1 protein-coding gene is annotated in these 17,977 nt (G+C 71.3%); it reads right to left on the bottom strand.

Going from position 1 to position 17,977, the window contains the following annotated elements; translation table 11 throughout:
- Positions 1-18: 18 nt before the first annotated feature.
- Positions 19-17,934: a hypothetical protein gene (locus tag BLQ91_RS13575; RefSeq protein WP_143022628.1), complete on the bottom strand. Its 17,916-nt coding sequence runs from the start codon at positions 17,932-17,934 to the stop codon at positions 19-21.
- Positions 17,935-17,977 lie beyond the last annotated feature (43 nt).

The following is a 17,977-nucleotide window of genomic DNA, read 5'->3' as shown; positions in this document are numbered from 1 at the left end:
CAGGTCACGCTAATGCATTCACACGCCCCGCTGAAGTGGCTGGTGAGGCCGGTAGGTCACGCGACCGTCGGCCACCACCACGTCGACCTCGACGGGAACTCCGGCGTGGTCGCCCATCGGTGCCAGCACCAGCGGTGCGGCGCCCGTGCCCTGGTGGACCACCAACGTCGTGCCCAGCCGGGTCGCGATCAGGTGGCCGAGCAGGTCGCGCGCGTTTGCCGCACCGGCGTTCTCGTTCGCGTCGGCGTGCATCCTCCAGTTGGCGTTCTCGACGAGCGCACCGGTCAAATGTCCTGTGTGGACCGGCCTGGCCGCGGTGAAGTCCGCCGTCGCCTGGCTCACCGCCGCGGTGGTGGCGGCGTGGTTCAGCACCTGTGCGCGCAGGGCCGCCGGGTCCTGCCGCACCACTTCGCCGACCGCCGCGTACAGGCCGTCCGGGGTGACGGGCGGGGGAGCGGGCCGGTTGAGCACGTCGAACGCCAGGTGCCGCAGGTGCCGCCGCGTGCTGCTGACGTGTTCCTCGTACTGGCTGAGCCGGCTCGGCGGGGCGGCCTCCGCCACCTCGTGCCGTTCGGATCCCCCAGCACCGGTCGGTGCGACCTGGCTGTTGGCGTCGGCGCGCGGTGGCACCGGGTCGGCGAGCACGAGGGACGCCCGCCGGCCCGGGGCGAACCGGACCAGCGGTTCCTCGGTCGCATGCCTGTTGACGATCGTGTCGAAGATCTTCCGGTCGAACTCGGTGGCCGGGTCCCAGTACAGGTGTGCTCCGTGCTGGACCCCCACGTTGCGGTTGACCAGCAGGAAGACCATGCCCTCGTAGTCGTCCTCGCTGAGCCGGTTGCCTTCCGTGTCGTACATGCCGTACATGTCGGCGTCACCGGTCACCCAGACGAGGTCGCCTCGCGAGTTCGCCCCGTGGACGACGCCGTCGATGACCTTGAACTTGCCCTCCCGCTCGTACTTCTCCATCGTGCCGATCAGTTCGGCGAACTCGGCGGCGCGTTCGTTGAAGCGCTTGGCGACCTTGTCCCGCATCGCCGGGTCGACGCCGGAGAGGTCCGGGTTGGGGTCCGGCTGGAAGAAGCCGACGAGCCCGACGTGCTCCGCGTCGGCACCGAGCAGCACGTCGGCCTGGTTGATGGTCTTCGCCTTGATGTCCTTGGGCTTCGGCATCGCGCCGTCGTGGAGCCAGCGAACGGAGTCCGGGTTCGTGGGACGGACGTCCAGCACGATGTTGAAGCGGTCGACGAAGTTCTGGAACCGCTCCTGGTTGAGCCTCGGGATGCCGAACTCCTGCTCGAGCCGGTCCGGGGTGAGTGACGCGGCGTCCTCCGGAACCCGCCATTGCACGGAGTCGCGCAGTCTTGCCGGACGTGGCGCGGCGGACGTCTTGGCGTCGATCTCGTCGAAGAGGTCCTCGACGAACGGCTTGCCGAGGTCCGGTCCCGGCAGCTGTGGCGCGGCGACCGGCTGACCCGAGGCCGTCCGCTCACCCGCGCCACCGGCACGGCTGGCCTCGGTTGCGTCCTGGTCCGCCGGTGGAGCGGCGAGCGCGCTGCTGACCGCCGGGGCGTCGACCTCGGCCTTCTGCTCCGGCCGTGTCGCCGGACCGGCCTCGGCGATCTCCCGCTGCTGTTCGGTCGCGCCGTCGTGCCGGCTCGCGGTGGTGGTGTCAGGAGCCGACGTGTCCGGTAGCGCCTCGCTCGTCCTAGGACCCGCGGTCGCCTTCTCGAACTCGTTGTCGGCCACGGCCAGCGGCTCGACCTCGGCGGAGTCGGTCGTCGGGTGCACGGTGGGGCTCGGCGCCGCGTGCTGAGGTTCCGGTTCAGCGGGCGCCGCGGGCTGGACGTTCGCGGGGCCGGTGGTCGTGTCGGCGGGTGGCGTGTTAGTGGCCGCGTCGTGGGCAGGTGTGTTGGTGGCCGCGTCGGCGGGTGGCGTGTTCGTGTTCGTGTCGGCGGGTGGGGTGTTGGTGGCCGTGTCGGCGGGTGGGGTGTTGGTGGCCGCGTCGCGGGCGGGTGTGTTGGTGGCCGCGTCGCGGGCGGGTGTGTTGGTGGCCGCGTCGCGGGCGGGTGTGTTGGTGGCCGCGTCGCGGGCGGGTGTGTTGGTGGTGGCGTTGCCGGGTGGGGTGTTGGTGGCCGCGTCGGCGGGTGGCGTGTTCGTGTTCGTGTCAGCGGGTGGCGTGTTAGCGGCCGCGTCGCGGGCAGGTGTGCTCGGAGTCGTGTCGGCGGGTGGCGTGTTCGCGTCGGCGGGTGGGGTGTTGGTGGTCGTGTCGCGGGCGGGTGTGTTGGTGGTGGCGTTGCCGGGTGGCGTGTTCGTGACCGCGTCGTGGGCAGGCGTGCTCGGAGTCGCGTTGGCGGGTGGGGTGTTGGTGGCCGCGTCGCGAGCAGGTGTGTTGGTGGTCGCGTCGCCGGATGGCGCGGGCGGCGCGGGCGGCGGGGTCGTGGGCGGCGGGGTCGCGTTGTAGAGGTCGACCTGGCGGTCGGCCTCCGCCTTCGCGTCCCACCACTTCTTCTGCTCGGCGTCCGCGGCCCTGCGGGCGTCGTCGAGCTTGGTCTCCGCGTCCTTGATCTTGTTCTCGGCCTCGGCGCGCTCGGCCGTGAGTGCCTTGTGGGCTTCCTCGGCGTCGGTGCGGGCGGTTTCGGCGTCGGCGACGGCCTTCTGCTGCGCCTGGAGCTCCGCGCGGGCGTCGACGGCGGTCTTGCGTTGCACGTCGAGCTGCGTGTGGGCGTCGGTGAGCTGCTGCTGGGCGTTGGTCAACGCGGTGTGCGCGGCGTCGGCCTCCTGCCCGAGCCGGTCCAGCTCGGCCTTCGGCGCTCCGCCGATCTGGGCGTCGTCCAGGGCGTCCTTGGTCGCGAGCGCGTCCTGGCTGAGCGACGAGATCCGCGGCGTCAGGTCCTGGATGTCCGCGCGGGTCCGCGCGACGTCCGCCACGGCGGTGTCGAACTCCGTCTGCCGCGTCCGGAGCTCGGCCTCGGCGTTGACGTGGTTCTCGATCGCCGTGTTCAGCTTCGTCGCGGCGTCACCCAGCGGCTGGTCGGTCCTCGCCAGCACGGCGGCTGCGGAGTTGATGACCTCCTGGGCCTCGTGCCGGGCCTCGTCGACCTTCTTCTCCGCCTCGCGCCAGTCGTCGGCCGTCTTCTTGACCTCGGTCTGGGCGTCCTTCAACGAGTCGCTGAAGGTCTGGTTCAGCATCGACTCGACCTCGGTGGCGGGCATGCGCACGCCGGCCGAGCCGGGCACCGTCAGATCGACGACGCCGGTCTTGCCGCCGATCGTCGCGACCACGCGGTACTCGACGTCGAACTGCACGAGACCGGTGCGCGACGGGTCCTTGGGCTTGACGCCTCCGCCTTCGGCCTGCGCCGGGCCGCCGGAGACCGCGGACGAGTCCTCGTTCGCGTGCTTCAGCTCGACGCCGCCGGTGCCGAAGTTGACGGTGTCCTTCGGGTCGCCCTGCTTGACCGCCGCGCTGCCCTGGGCGACGCCCACGGCCACGTCGGAGGTGTCGGCGACCTTGGCCTCGCTGGAGACGTCAACCGTCTTCGTGGTCAGCGGGGTCTCGATCTTGACGCCGTCGCTGAGCGAGCCCAGCTGCGGGTTCACGAGCTTCGCGTAGACCTTGACGTCGGCGTCCTGGCCGAACGTCAGCGCCGCCTCCTTGAGGCCCGGCACGTCGAGCGGGCCGGACAGCATCGCGGGCAGGTGCGGCTGCAGGTTCTCCGGGCTGAGCGTCGAGAGCAGGCTGTTGAGCGCGCCCGTGCCCTTGCCGGTGAGGCCCTTGCCCGCGCCGGCCCCCGTCATCGCCTTCACGGCGGCGTCACGCAGGTCGCCCGCGCCGCGCAGGTTCTCCACCGACGCGGTCGCCGGCAGCTGGGTGGCCCGGCTGTCCTGCTGGAAGGCGTAGGTCGCCTCCGGCGTGCCGAACTCGCTGCCGCGCCTGCTCGCCGCCGACATGTAGGGCTGCGGGGTGCCGCGACCGGTCGTCGGCTCCGAGACCTTCTGGTTGTCCGCGTGCGTGCGGACGACCATGTCCTGCTCGGCGCTGCGGACCTTCGCGACCTCCTTGTCGCCCTTCTCCACGACGAGCTCGAACTCGACCGGCACGTTGTAGCGCGCCGCCGGACCGCTCGCCGTGCGGTTGTGGCCGAACGCCATGCTGGTCGAGGTCGTCACCGAGCTGCTCTGGGCGGAGCCGACGTTCGCGATCACGCTGACACCCGCGGTGCCGGAGACGTTCGGGTTCGCGCTCCCCGGCGAGGCGAGGCCCGGTGCCCGCAGGCCGAGGCCCCAGCCGGTGCCGCGGCCCTTGCCGTCGCTGTCCTTGCGGGAACCGCCGTCGTTGTGGGACATGTCGACGCCGTCGTTGACGACCTGGTCGAACTTCGGCTCGCCCGCCTTCGCCCGCAGCGTGACCTGGTAGGAGTCCTTGCCGAACGTGCCGGGCTGGTGGACCAGCAGCGGCACGCCGCCGTCCAGGGCGCTGTCGATCATCGCCTTGACGCTCGACGGCGAGTTGAGGTCGACGATGCGCTGCAGGTTGCTCATCGAGTCCTTGAGCACCGAGTCCGGGATCAGCGCGTCGCTGCCGAACTTCTTGGTGTTCGTGGACAGCTTCGTCGTGAGCTCGTTGACCGCCGACGAGAGGTCCGGGACCTTTTCCACGTTGGACAGCCCGAGCGCGCCGGGCTCGCCCGGTGCCACCGTCGACGGCGGCGCCATCTTCGGGAAGTCGGGCTTGGGGACGTTCGGCGCCACCTTCGGCAGCACGCCCATCTCCCGCGCGACGTCCTCGGACACCCGCACGAAGACGGACTTCGGCAGGTTCACCTTCACGCCCTCGGCGTTCGGCGTGCCGCCGTGCACGAAGTTCTCGGTGCGGCTCTCGCCGACGATCGTGAACTCGGCGTCGACCTGGACCAGCACGGTCCAGGCGTCGTCCGGGGTGGTCCGGCCGCGGTCGACGTTGCCGCCGATCTCGTTCGCCGTGGTCTTGTTGTCCGACCACGGCGTCCACTTGCCGGTGACCGCGACGCCGCCGGACCCGCTGGGGTTCGACGGCTGGCCGGCGGGCGGCGGGGTGACGTTGGGACGCACCGGGACGTTGATGCCGCCGACGAGGTCGACCGACCGGCTCGTCGTGGACGACCCACCGGCCTTGTAACCACCGCTGACCGAGTTGTCGGTGCCGGTGGCGTCCGAGATGGACACCAGCTTCGCCCCACCGAGCTTGACCGACATGCCGAGCGCGCCGGAGCGGTCGGCGACGCGGCGGTCGTACTTGAGGCCCTGCTCCTGCACGCCGGTCTCGATGAGCCGCTGCAGGTTCGCCTTGATGTTCTCCGGGGCGAACATCTTGTCGATCTGCGCCCGTGACGCCGTGCCCGGTGTGGTGAGCGCCGAGTCGCCCTTGGCCGCGCGGTTGAGCGCGTCGATCGCCTGGTCCCGCAGCTCCGTCGTGTTGGCGACGGCCTCCACGTGGAGGAACTCCGGCGACTTCGGGCGGGCCTGGCCCGGGTTCAGCAGGTCCTTGACGGTCGGGGAGTTCGCGATCGGCGTGGCCGACGGGTCACCCGGCTTGAAACCGTCACCGGGGTCGTCCTTGAGCGTCGAGGAGTCCGACACCCACAGGTTGACCTTGCCGTCGATCTTGTTCAGCCCGGCGCCGGTCTTGGCGACGGTCTTCACGTCCGGCGCGTGCCGGCCGGGCGCGCCGGGCACGATGGTGCGGACCCACGTCCGGGGCCGCGTGAACGTGGTGATCTCGACCTCGAACTCCACGTCGCCCTGGAACACCTGCGCGTCCGGGCTGCCGGGGTTCGACGAGGTGGCGCTCACGGCCGGTCCCGCCGAGGTCTTGTCCGTCCACGAGTGGCTGTAGGACACACCGGCCTGCGGCATCGGGGTCAGCGAGGCGACGCCGGTCTTCACCGGGATGTTGGCCCTGCCGGTGATGCCACCGGTCCAGCCCTTGGTGGTGCTGGTGTTCGCGTCGAGCTTCGGACCGCTCGTGGAGGAGTCGCTGACCGGGCGCCCCTCGGCCTTGCCGAGGTGCTTCGGGTTGGTCAGCTTCGCCTTGACCGTGACGTTGACGTAGGTGTTCGTCGTCTTGCCGGAGTTCTTCAGCTGCACCTGGACGCCCGGACCGAGCAGGCTGTCCATGTTCGCCTTCAGCGCGGCCGGGGACAGGTTCGCGTCCAGCTTGCGCTGGTTCGCGAGCTGCGCGGCCACGTCACCGAAGCCCTGGCCCTTGCTGGAGCGGGGGTTCGCGTCCGGGTTGGTCCACTTCGGCAGGAACTTCTCGAACCCGGGCAGCTCGCGCAGCTTCGTCTCGACCTGGTTCTGCACCTGCGTCGCGGGCGCGAACTCGCCCACCTTGGCGTTGCCCGCGGCGAGCGTGTCGGCGACGTAGGGCGGCAGGAACCTGGTGTCCGCGGTCGCCGGGTCGGTCGTGGAGTTGCGGGTGCCGACCGGGGTCGGCAGGCCCACCGCACCGGCCTCGCCCAGACCCATGCGCATGTGGGTCGTGATCTCCATGGTCACGGGCTTGCCCGCGGGTCCCTGGACCTCGACCTCGGCGGTGACCTCGTACAGGCCGGTCTCGGCCTTGACCCCGATGCCGGACTTGCGGCTGGAGCTCGTGCCGGCGTTGACGCCCTCCGCGGTGCGCGCGGAGTACCCGCCGGTCGCGCCGACGGTGCCGCCGACCTTGCCGGGGACACCGATGTTGCCCCCGAAGCCCGCGGTGACGTCGAACCCGGTCTTGCTGGACGCGGACACACTGCTGCCCCAGGAGAAGGTGTCCTTGAGGTCCAGCGCCGCGTCGGCGTGCGTGCCGACGAGCTTCGCGTCCTTGAGCGTCGCCTTCATCTGCACCGCGGCGCCCTTGCTGGCGTGCGGGCTGATCAGGTCCGGCGAGGTGACGAAACCGCCGAGCATCGCGGGCAGGTTGTTGCGGATCGAGGTCGGGCTCAGGAAGTTCTGCAGCGCCTCGCGGCCCGGCGAACCGATCTTGGTGATCGACGGGTGCAGGTTCTCCGCGACGTCGTTGAACAGCTTCCCGGAGTCCTTGACCACCACGGCTTCCGGCACTGCGTTCTCGGCCTTGAGGCCCCACGCCGCGTCGGGCGGCGTGACCGCCGCGGAGGACTTGCCGGAGTCGACGATCGTGCTCAGGTCCGTCGGGACCTGCAGCGTCACGTCGGGACCGGTGCTGAGCGTCGAGAACAGCGAAGGGTTGCCCGACGCGTCGTACAGCGTGATCTCGTAGGAGACCGGCACCGTGATCTTCTTGGACCCGGAGTCCGATCCCTTGATCGCACGCTGCTCGGTGATGGAGGTGCTGGTGGCCTGCGACACCGCGGGGGTCGCGAGCGCGCCCTTGCCACCCAGCGAGCCGTACGGGCCCATCGCCACACCGGCTGTCACCGCACCGCCGACGTCGTTGGACGTCGAGATGCTGTTCGTCGTCGTGGACGCGGCGGCGGCCTGGTAGTTCTTGTCGACCTTCGTGTTCGCGGCGTCGGTGGTGCTGCTCCCGTCCGCGTGCATCTCGGCGCGGACGTTCGCCTCGAACCAGGCGTTGCCGATCTTGACCTGGAAGTTGCGCCCGTCGCCGAGGAACGTCTCGAAGTCGTTCTCGATCGCGTTCTTGATGCGGGTGGCGTCGTCGGGCCGCAGCCCGTTGATCTCCCGCACCACCGCGTCCGCGCCGCGCACGTCGGTCGGCACGATCGAGCCGAGCGCCTTGTTGTCCTGGAAGAAGCTCGGCAGGTTCGTGTCCGGGAGCTGGCCGACCGGTTGCGGCGCCATCGTCGTCATCGGGATGACGGGGTTGGGCGTCGGCCTGGGCGGCGCCGGACGGGTCTCCGGTTCCGGCGCGGGACGTGTGTCCGCGTCCTCGTTCTGACGCGTCTCCTGGAGCTCGTTGGTGAAGTCGAGGAAAGCCTCGAGGTGGGCGGTGTTGTGCCCACCCGCCTGCGCGTCCCGGATCTGCTGGTCGACGTGGCCGCGCACGGCCGCGAGGTCGGCGTCGCCGAACTGCCGCCAGGCGGGCGCGTTCACGTCGGCCGGCAGTTGCAGCGCGTGCGTGGTGAGAGCCGCGTCGCGGTTGTTCGTGAGCTGGTCGACCCGCTGCTGGTAGTACTCGACCTGGCGGTCCGCGGCCTCCCGCCGGTTCGCCTGCTCGTCGAGCATCGTCTGGGTCTTGAGGCGGTCGGGCACGATGTCCGAGGCGTTCCACCGGTCCCGGGCCGTCTTCATCTCGTCGAGGCGCTGCTCGGCGATCCGCGTGCGCTGGTCGTGGACCGCGGGCGGGCCCGCCTGCCGGGAGACCTCGATCATGTGCTCGATCGCCGCCGAGCGTGCGGCGTCACGGCCGTACGTCTGCTGCAGGTCCCGCAGCGCCGCGGTGTCCAGGCCGTACAGCGACGCCTCGAACGACCGCTGCGGTGTGCCCTCGTGGACGGGACCGAAGCCACCGGGGACGACGAGGTCCATGTCCGGGCCCGCGGAACGTGCCGACGGGTCCTGCATGAACGGCCGCGGCTCGGCCGCGGGGGCCGCCTGCTCCTGCCGGGCTTCGACCGGCGGGGTGGTGTCGCGGTCCCGCGCGCCGGTGTCCGAACCAGCCGACGCGGAGTCGTCCGATCGGACCGACGCCGAGTCGGCTGGTTCGACCGTTGGCGTGTCGGGTCGGGGCGGCACCGGCGTGTCGGGCCGGGACGGCACCGGCGTCTCCATCATCCGGATTTCCCGGATCTGGTCGTACAGGCGGTCGAGCTCCGGAGTCGGGAGACCGCCGATGCGCGCGTCGCGGATCAGATCGGTGACGCGGTTCTCGATGATCTCGGCGTCGACCGGCGTCACCGTCTGCCACTCGGGTGCCGTCGTGTCGGCGGGCAGGTTGAGCGCGTAGGTGGTCAGCGCGTCGGTGCGGTCGTACTGCAGCCGCATGAGCTCCTGGTCGAGCTGGCGCGCGTGGTCGGTGAGCCGCTGCTGCTCCGCCTGGCGCTGCGCCTGGTCCGTGCGCATCAGCTCGGACTTGAACACGTCCGGCAGGGCGTCGGTGGTCCGCTTGAGGTCCCGGACCTCCTCGCGGGTCTGGCGGATCTCGCTCTGCAGGTCCCGCAGGTGCTGCTGGAGGCCGCCTTCCTTGTGGGCGATCTCCTGGTAGCGGGACATCTGCTCGATCTCGAACGAGCGGTCCGGGTGGGTGCTGTGCTGCTCGGCCAGTTCGGCGAGCTCGGCCTGCGACTTCCCGTACAGCGACGCCCGGAACGCCGCGTGCTCGTGCCGCGGCGTCAGCACGCGGTTGTCCGGCTGCGCGTCGGAGTTCGACTGCGCATCGGCATCCGACCGCGCGTCGACGTCCGACTCCGCGCCGGATCCGGGAGCGCTGTGGACGCTTTCGGCGTCCTGCTGCGAGCGTTGCTCTTCGAGAGCGCGGGCCAGCTGGCGTGCGTTGAACTCCCGGGTCCTGGCGTCGAGATCGCGCAGGCGTTCTCCCCGCGCGTCGATCTCGGCGTTGAGCTGGTCCAGACGCTGCATCGCGGCCTGCAGCTTCGCGTACTTCTCCGCGGACTTCTCGAAGCGGTTGCTGTAGTCGGGATCGCTCACGAACGACAGGTTGCGCTCCGCCTGCTGCACCAGGGTTTCGGCCTGGGCGATCTTCTGGTCGAAGTCGACGGAGGTGTCGACCTCCTGGCCGAGCATCTGGTTCAGGAAGCCCTGGATACCCGTGTTCGACGATTTGCCGGCGCGGTAGTTCTGCAACGCCTCCCGGGCGTCGTCCAACTGGGAGGTCAGTCCGTCCAGGCCACGCGTCGCGGCGTGGTTCGTCACGGTGCGGACGTCTGCCTCGTTGCGCACCCGCTCCTGCAACATCTTCAGGTCCGAGGCGTCGAACCCGGCGTTCTCGGCCGCCGTGATCTGCGCGGTCAGCTGGGCGTCGAGGCGGGGCAGCACGTCCGCGGGGACGTGCTCGAGCTTGTCCGCGTTCGGACCCGCGACGAAGTTGTCGATGAGGTGGGTGGTGCCCAGCGCAGGGCCTTGCGCGGCAAGGGTCTCGATCTGGTTGTTGGTGCTGTCGAGGAGGTCGGTGAGGGTCTTGACCTGCGCGTCGACCTGGGCCCGCTTAGCGTCGTGCTGCGGGTTCCTCCACAAGCTGGACCTGCGGCGGGGGGCCTGGGACCTGACCTCGGCGATGCGGTTCTCGAGGGTCGAGGCTCGTTCACGCAGGGCGTTCACGAACGCCTGCGGGCCGCCGGGGTGCGCGGTTGCGCGCTTGACGAGCTGGACCTTCTGCGCGGCCTGGTAGAGGCCCTCGTCCTGGCGGCCCTTGTAGAGATCGGCGATGGTCTGGGTGACCTCCGCCGAGGACTTGCCCGCGAGCCACGCCTCCATGCCGGCGCGGACTTCCTGGGCCGACGGGGCGCCGAGCGCGCCGAAGGTGCCGTTCTGCGAGTTGATCTGCACCTGCGTCGCGCCGTCCGGGCCGTGCACGGTCTGCACGCCGTTGTTGTCGACGACGAGCTGCACGTCCAACGCCTGCGCGATCGAGTCCGGCAGGTGGGACCCGACGTGGGAGTCGGCCCACGACGGCGTTTGCAGGGCCTTCGCCACCAGGTCGGCAGGCGACGGCAACGCGCCGTTCGCGTTCAGCTGCTGGGTCAGGTGGTTGATCACCTCGACGTTGCCGGGGTTCGTACCGGCGGCCTTGGGGCCGGCGTTCACGACGTCCCAGCGCTTCGACGACCCGTTCGCCAGGTCGTCGGCGAGGTTCGCCCGCCACTGCTGGGTCTTGGCGTCGGGGGTGAGCCCGGGGGTGTTCGGTTCCAGGTCGGGGTGGAACTTCGCCAGGGTGTCCGGGCTGACCTGGTTCGCCACCCAGTTCGCCAGAGCGGGCGGGGTCAGGCCGGGGTGGTTGTGGTTCTGCGGGTTCTGCCGGACATCGCTCAGCACGGTGTCCACAGTGGAACGCACGTCGCCGGAACCGACCAGCGGTGACGCGTTCGGGACCGGCGCGTTCTGGAACGCCGCACTGCGCAGCACCGACTCGACCAGACCGACCCGGTCCAGGTTCGGCAGGTGCGTCTGGTTCGGACGGACGACGACGTCTACATCGACGTCGCCGTCGACGGCGACGTCGCTGTCCGAGTCGTAGAACCGGCCGGGCATGGTCGCCGGCCTGGTTTCGAGGTCGGCGTCGAGACTCGAATCCGAGTCCGGCTCGATGTCGACGGTGCCGTCAGTGCCGGGCGCGGACACCGGGCCCTCGTTCGACGGTGGCTTGGGCGTCCAGCCCGCAGGCGGCGGCACGGTGGCGGGACCGGCCGGTTCCAGCCTCGTGTCGGGAACCATGACCTGGCTGTTCGCGGTGCGTTCGATCAGCCAGAGGTGGCGCGGCCGGATACCCGGATCGCCCAGGTGGACGGCGGAGCCCATCAGGCCGCCGTCGTTGTCGTGGACGCCGGAGTTGGTGTCGTGTTGTTGCAGGACTCGGGTGGTGTCCTTGTATTCGTCGGGGATGCCGAGGTAGTGCAGGGTTTCGTGGGCGAGGACCTCGGGGCTGGTGTCGGGGTTCCAGTGGTCCTGGTTGACCTTCGGGTCGTTCGGGTCGACCTTGACGGTGGTGTGGGCGTCGGCTTTGTTGTCGGTGAATTCCAGGTTGACGTGGAACTGGTCGCCGCTGGGCAGCCGGAAGCCCTGGTTGAGCAGGTTGTCGACGCCGGTGGTGGCGTTGTCCCTGATCTGCGCGAGCTGGTCGGCGGTGACCTTGCCGGTGGGTTCGAGGTGGACCTTGACGGTGTATTCCTGCACGAACTTGCCGGGGCTGGTCTCGATGCGGCGCAGGTCGTAGTTGATGAGGCCCTTGTAGGACTCGATCTTCGACGGGGTGCTGTCGGTGCGGATGTCGCGGACGTCGAGGTCGACGGTGCGGACGTCGGTGTCGTTGCGGCGATCGGCCCAGGTGCTGCGGTCGGCGGGGTTGTCCGGGTTCGACCACTCCGCGGTCCTGGCGGGGTCGTGCCGCCACGACTCGTCGGACAGCACGTCCTTGCCGCGGTGCGACTCCGGCGTCGGCGGCGTCATCGCCGGCGGCGCGCCACCGCCGCGGACCTTCTTCGGCGCCTCCGGAGCAGCATTGGGCGTGCTCGTCTCCGCACCGCTACGGCTGCTCTGCGCCGCGGACGACTCCGCGGGCAGCGGAGGCGGCGAGGGCACCGGCTTCTTGCCGGTGTTCGCTGCGGTGTTCGTGTCGGCGGATGGCGTGGACGGGACCGGCGGCACACCGCCGTCGAGGTCCTGCGTCGGTGCTCCGGTGGTGGGCGGAGCAGGGCGGAGTGCACTCGTCTCCGCGCCGTGGCGGCTGCTCTCCGCCGCGGTCGCCTCCGCGGGCAGCGGGGGCAGCGGCTTCTCCCTGACGTCCGCTGCGGTGTTCGTGGCCGTGGTGTCGGCAGCGGAGGTGTCGCGAGCGGCTGGTTGCCGATCGGCACTCGTGGTGTCCGGGATGACCATTTCCGCGCGGACGTTGCGGCGGTCGGTTCTGGGGTTCTTCGAGCCCGGAGGGACCTCGCGGCCGTGCGAGATCGGATTGACGGGGATTTGCCCGGCATCCAGCCGCCGCTCAGGCGGCACGTCGCGTTGCAGCTCATCCAGCAGACGCGCGACCTCGGACCTGGTCCACGCGGCGGCGGCATCAGCGCGTTGCTGACCTGCCTGGGCGCTGTTCGTGCGGTTGTTGCTGTATCCGTGCAACTGGATTTCAGGCAGAGGCATTCCGTTGCGATGCCGCCACAGAGCCGCTTCGACCGTCGTCTTCGCCAGACCGGTCAGCATGCCGTTCGCGTTTCCGGGCAGCTGCTGCACGCCGGCCGCGATCTGCTCCGCATCCAGGTTCTTGGCGTCGCTCATCGGCACCTTGTAGCTCACCGCGTTCTGGTGAGACGTCGAGACGGCCACCAGCGGGTTCGCCAACTGCATTTGCGCGTTCGGGTCGTCGACATGGCCCCACTTGTCGAAGAACGACTGGCCGGGCTGCTTGCCGTAGTCGTTGAGGAACCACATCTCACCCGGCTGCGGAAGCTGGGGGCCCGCGATCTTGTTGATCGCCAGCCGCGCCTGGAACGCGGCTTGGCCCAGCGTGGTTTCCGCCATCTGGCGATCGCCGCCCTGGACCGAGGGACTGGCGAGGGCCGCACGGCTGTCCCGGATCTTCGTGAGCGCCTCGACGAGCATGAGTTCCGCGTCCACCGTCCCCGGTGGCTGCTTGCGCAGTTCCGCCTCGATACCGGCGAGGTTGTGCTGGTGCTTGCGCAGGTTCTCACCGATCGCCTGATCCAGGACGTCCTTGCGGTAACCGCCCTGTCGCACGGTTTCGACGGTGATCTGCATGTCGTCCGCGGCGCTGTTCACCACGACCGAACCGAGGTGGTAGCCCCACACCTGCGGAAGCTGCTGCCCGGTACCCGTGCGGGTGTAGTTCAGGCCGAAGTTGGCGCCACCCGGATCGGGGGCCGCGATCGACTGGATCATGTACGCCTCACCCGGCTTGGCCCAGGCGAACTGGTTGAGACCCAGCTGTTCGGCCGCCGCGTCGAGCTTGGCCCGCTGCTCCGTGCCCGGCACCAGAGCGGCGCCGTACTGGGCGCCCACCAGCGGCGGATCCGTGGAGGGGGTGACCATGACGTCAGCCACCTGCTGCGGGGTGAGGGTGTTGGGCACTGACGAGGGTTGCTTCGCCGCGTGAGCGAGCGCGAAAGCCATCTCGTGCATTCCGTTGAACTTCAGCGGACCGCCGTTGCCCACCTTGCCGACGACCGGCGCACCGCCCGGCGGCCGCATGATCGCCTGGCTGTGCGTGCCACCGATGATGCCCTGGGAGAACTCGCTGCACACTCCGGGTGGCCTGCTCGCAAAGTGCGGCTTGACCATGAGCAGCGTCGAATCCTCATAACGCACCGTGTTGCCGGGCGCCACCTTCAGTTCGAGTTTGCTGCCCACCTCCTTCAACCGCGCCTGAGCGTCCGCGATCACCTCCGGCGTCGCGTAGAACTCCCTGAACTGAGTGCCGCCACGACCCAGCGGCAGACCGATGCTGTTGTCCGAGGAGAACATCATCGGTGGCTTCGCCGCCACACCCGTCTCCACCACCGGCACCACGGACGGGAACTGACCTGGACGCGGTTCCAGCATCACCTGCGTGCTCTGCCAGACGAACTGCGGCTCCACACCGTCACTGGCGACCTGGTAGTCCGTCGTCGTCACCGGGCCGACGTAGCCGTCGATGATCGAGTCGATCAGGTCGTAGGCCGACTCACGATTGGCGAGGTGCTCCACCATCGCCTCGTGGTCCGGGCCCGCCACGGCGATCTCCGCCTCGGGGTCGTAGCCGATCACAATGTCGTCGTAGTCGATCGACGACGACGTCTCCTGCTCCACGGGACCCGTCTGCGGGTTGCGCGCCATCGGGCGGCTGAAGTTGATCGGCGCCGAGGTCTGCCGACCCGTGGAACCCATCTCGGGGTTGCGCGGCATCGGGCGGCTGAAGTTGATCGGCACCGCGGTTTGTTGTCCCACAGGACCCGTCTCCGGGATCTGCGCCATCGGACGGCTGAAGTTGACCGGTGCGGGACGGGTCTGCGCGCCTGGCGAACCGGCGCTGTCGTTGCGCACCTCGGTCCTGTCGCGTCCGGTCTCGTTGCGTCCGGAGTCGTTGAGGGGACTCGGGGTCGGCGTCACACCGGTGGGAGGAGGTGGAGCCGGTCGCGTCTGTGCGGGCGGCTGCGCCGACGGCGTCGTGTCCGGGCGCGGTGCCGGGGTGTTGACCGGGGGCACGTTCGTGCTGGGGGTGTTGACCGGCGGGATGTTCGCCGCCGGAGCCGGCGAAGGCGTGTTCACCGGCGGAGTGCCGGCCGGGGGCACGTTCGCCGGAGGGACGTTCGCGGGCGGCGGGGCGACGGGCGGAGCCGGGCGCGTCTGGGAAGGCGTGTCCGGGGTCGGCTTCGCCTGGGCCGGGGACGCGGTGGCTTCGGGACGGGGGTTCGCCTGGGGTTCCGGCTTCGGCTGGGCAGACGGGACCGAGGTCTCCGGCCTGGGCGACGGCGTGTTCGCCGCCGGGTTCGGAGGCGTGTTCACCGGAGGCGTGTTCACCGGCGGGGTGGTGGCCGGTGGCGTGGTGACGTTCGGCGCCGGGGACGGTGCGTTGGCCGCTGGGACGTTGGCCGGGGGCACGGTGGTGGGCGGTGCCGGGCGCGTTTGGGCCGGGGGTGTGTCGGAACGGGGGGTCTGCGCGGGCGGCGGGGTGTCCGTGCGCGGAGGCGGGGTGTTGGTGTTCGGCGTGGTCACCGGCGGCACGTTCGTCGCCGGGGACGGCGAAGGTGCGTTGGCCGGGGGCACGGTGGTGGGCGGTGCCGGTCGCGTTTGGGCCGGGGGTGTGTCGGAGCGTGGCGTCTGCGCGGGCGGCGGGGTGTCCGTGCGCGGAGGCGGGGTGTTGGTGTTCGGCGTGGTCACCGGCGGCACGTTCGTCGCCGGGGACGGCGAAGGTGCGTTGGCCGGGGGCACGGTGGTGGGCGGTGCCGGTCGCGTTTGGGCCGGGGGAGTGTCGGAGCGTGGCGTCTGCGCGGGCGCAGGGGTGTCCGTGCGCGAAGGCGGCACGTTCGTGTTCGGCGCCGGCGACGGCGTGGTCACCGGTGGCGTCGACACCGGCGTGCCGGGGCGCGACTGCGGAGGTGCGGTCGCGGCGGGCGCCTGGGCCGGGGGTGCGGTGTTCGGCGAAGAGACCGGTGGCGTCGAGACGGGTGGCGGCGTGCCGGGGCGCGACTGCGGGGGCGCGGCCGGAGCCGAGGCGGCCGGGGGCACGTTCGTGTTCGGCTGCGGGGTGAGCGGGGTCGGCTTCGGGGCCGGGGGCGGCGTCGAGGGCGACGTGCCGGGGGCCTTCGTGATGGTGTTGTCGGGCGTCGGGGCCTTGGGCGCGTCGAACACGCCCTTCGCGCCGCCGGGGCCGAACTTGTTGCCGCCGCGTTCGCCGCCGGTCGCACCGGGGGTCGCGCCCGGCGCCATGGGCGGGGCCATGCCGGGGCTCGCCGCGGGCGGGGGCGTCACGGCCGGAGCGGCGCCACCGCGCGGGCCCGCGCTCTGGGGCGGGGTCGCGACGGCGCTCTGCGAACCGGGCGTCGTCGGGGTCGTGCCACCGGGAACGCCGCCGGGCACAGCACCGGGAACGGCGCCGGGCTTGGGCGCACCCGAACCCGCGGAGGTCCCGCTGGGCGTGCCGCCGGGGGTGGTGGGCGAACCAGGCGTACCGGGAGTGCCTGGCGTGGTGGGGATCGTCGGCTTGGGAGCCGGCGGGGGAGTCGAGGTGGAGCTCGGCGGGGCCTTCGTGATGGTGCTGTCGGGCGTTCCGGGCTTGGGCGCGTCGAAGACGCCCTTGCCGGGACCCGTGCCGAACTTGCTGCCGCCGCGCTCGCCGCCGGTCGCACCGGGGGTCGCGCCGGGCGCCATGGGCGGGGCCATGCCAGGCGACATGGCGGGCGGCGTCGCGCCGCGCGGGGGAACGGCGCCCTGCGGGCCGGGCGGGGTCGAGCTGGGCTTGGTGCCGGCGACCTGACCGGGCGTGGAACCCGGGGTGGAACCGGGGGTGGCACCGGAGCCGGGCACGGTCGGAACGCCGCCGGCCTTGCCGCCGCCACCAGGCGTGCCGCCGCCCTTCGAACCGGGGGTGCCGGGAGCACCGGGCGTGCCACCGACGACCGGCGGCGCGCCGGCCGCGGGACCGCCCGGCGCCTTGCCGAGGCTCGGCGTGAACGAGGCGCCGCCGCCCTTGGGCCCTTGGGTCGGGTTGACCTTGCCGCCACCGGCCGGAGCGGGGCCGAGGCTGGGCGTGAAGCCCGCGCCGCCGCCCTTGGGACCCTGCGTGGGGCTGACCTTGCCGCCACCCGCCGGAGCGGGGCCGAGGCTCGGCGTGAAACCGGCACCGCCCTTGGGGCCTTGGGTGGGCGTGACCTTGCCACCACCGGCCGGAGCCGGGCCGAGGCTGGGCGTGAAGCCCGCTCCGCCCTTCGGCCCCTGGGTGGGGCTGACCTTTCCGCCGCCGCCCTGCGGGTTCAGGGTGGAACCGGGGCTGGCGCCGCCGCCCTTGGGCCCCTGGACGTCGCCGACCTTGCCGCCGCCCGGTGCCGGGCCGAGGCTGGGCGTGAAGCCCGCGCCGCCGCCCTTGGGACCTTGGGTGGGGCTGACCTTTCCGCCGCCGCCCTGCGGGTTCAGGTTCGAGCCGGGGTTGGCTCCGCCGCCCTTGATCGCGTCGGGACCGGTCGCCTTCGGGCCGCCCTGCGCGTTCAGGCCCGGCGTGAAGTTCCCGCCGCCCTTCACGGCCTGCGGCCCGGTGTGCTTCGCACCGCCCTGGGCGTTGAGGCCCGGGGTGAAGTTCCCGCCTCCCTTGATCGACTCCGGACCGGTGACCTTGCCGCCCGACGTGTTCAGGCCGGGAGGCGGTGCGGTGGCGCCGGGTGGCGGCTTCGCGTTGGTGCTCGGGTCGATCGAGCGGAAGTTGGAGCCCTGGCTGGTGTCCGTCGTGGTCGACGTCTGGTGCGTGGCCTTCAGGCCGGACTGGACGTCGGTGAACGCCTTGGCGCCCTTGTCCGCCTGCGCGATCGCGTTGTCGTTGGACGCGTTGAGGGCGGGCACCGCGAACAGGCCGATGGGGCCGAGCGCGTTGCCGCTGAAGTTCAGGCCGCGCAGGCCGCTCGAGATGCTCGACAGCCGGGACCCGAGGTCGCCCGCCTTGTTCTGCAACCCCTGCATCGAGGAGTCGCTCATGGAGTAGCCGCTGTTGCCGGTGGGGCCACCACCCGTGCCGGTGCTGACCGGTGGCGTCGAGGGAGGCGGGTTCGCCCCCGGGTTCGACGACGGGTTGGGATTGACGTTCCCCTTGGCCATGAGCGGTGCTTCTCCAGTAGTGCGTCAGAACAAGGCGGGATCT

The organism is Lentzea jiangxiensis, assembly GCF_900104175.1.
GTDB classification, from domain to species: Bacteria; Actinomycetota; Actinomycetes; order Mycobacteriales; family Pseudonocardiaceae; genus Lentzea; species Lentzea jiangxiensis.
Note: the sequence above shows the minus strand (reverse complement) of the source record. Positions and strands in the feature narration are given on the sequence as shown.

What these genes read in the sequence shown, in the direction of transcription:
- BLQ91_RS13575 (WP_143022628.1), bottom strand. Translation starts at nt 17,934, where the DNA reads ATGGCCAAGGGGAACGTCAATCCCAACCCGTCGTCGAACCCGGGGGCG.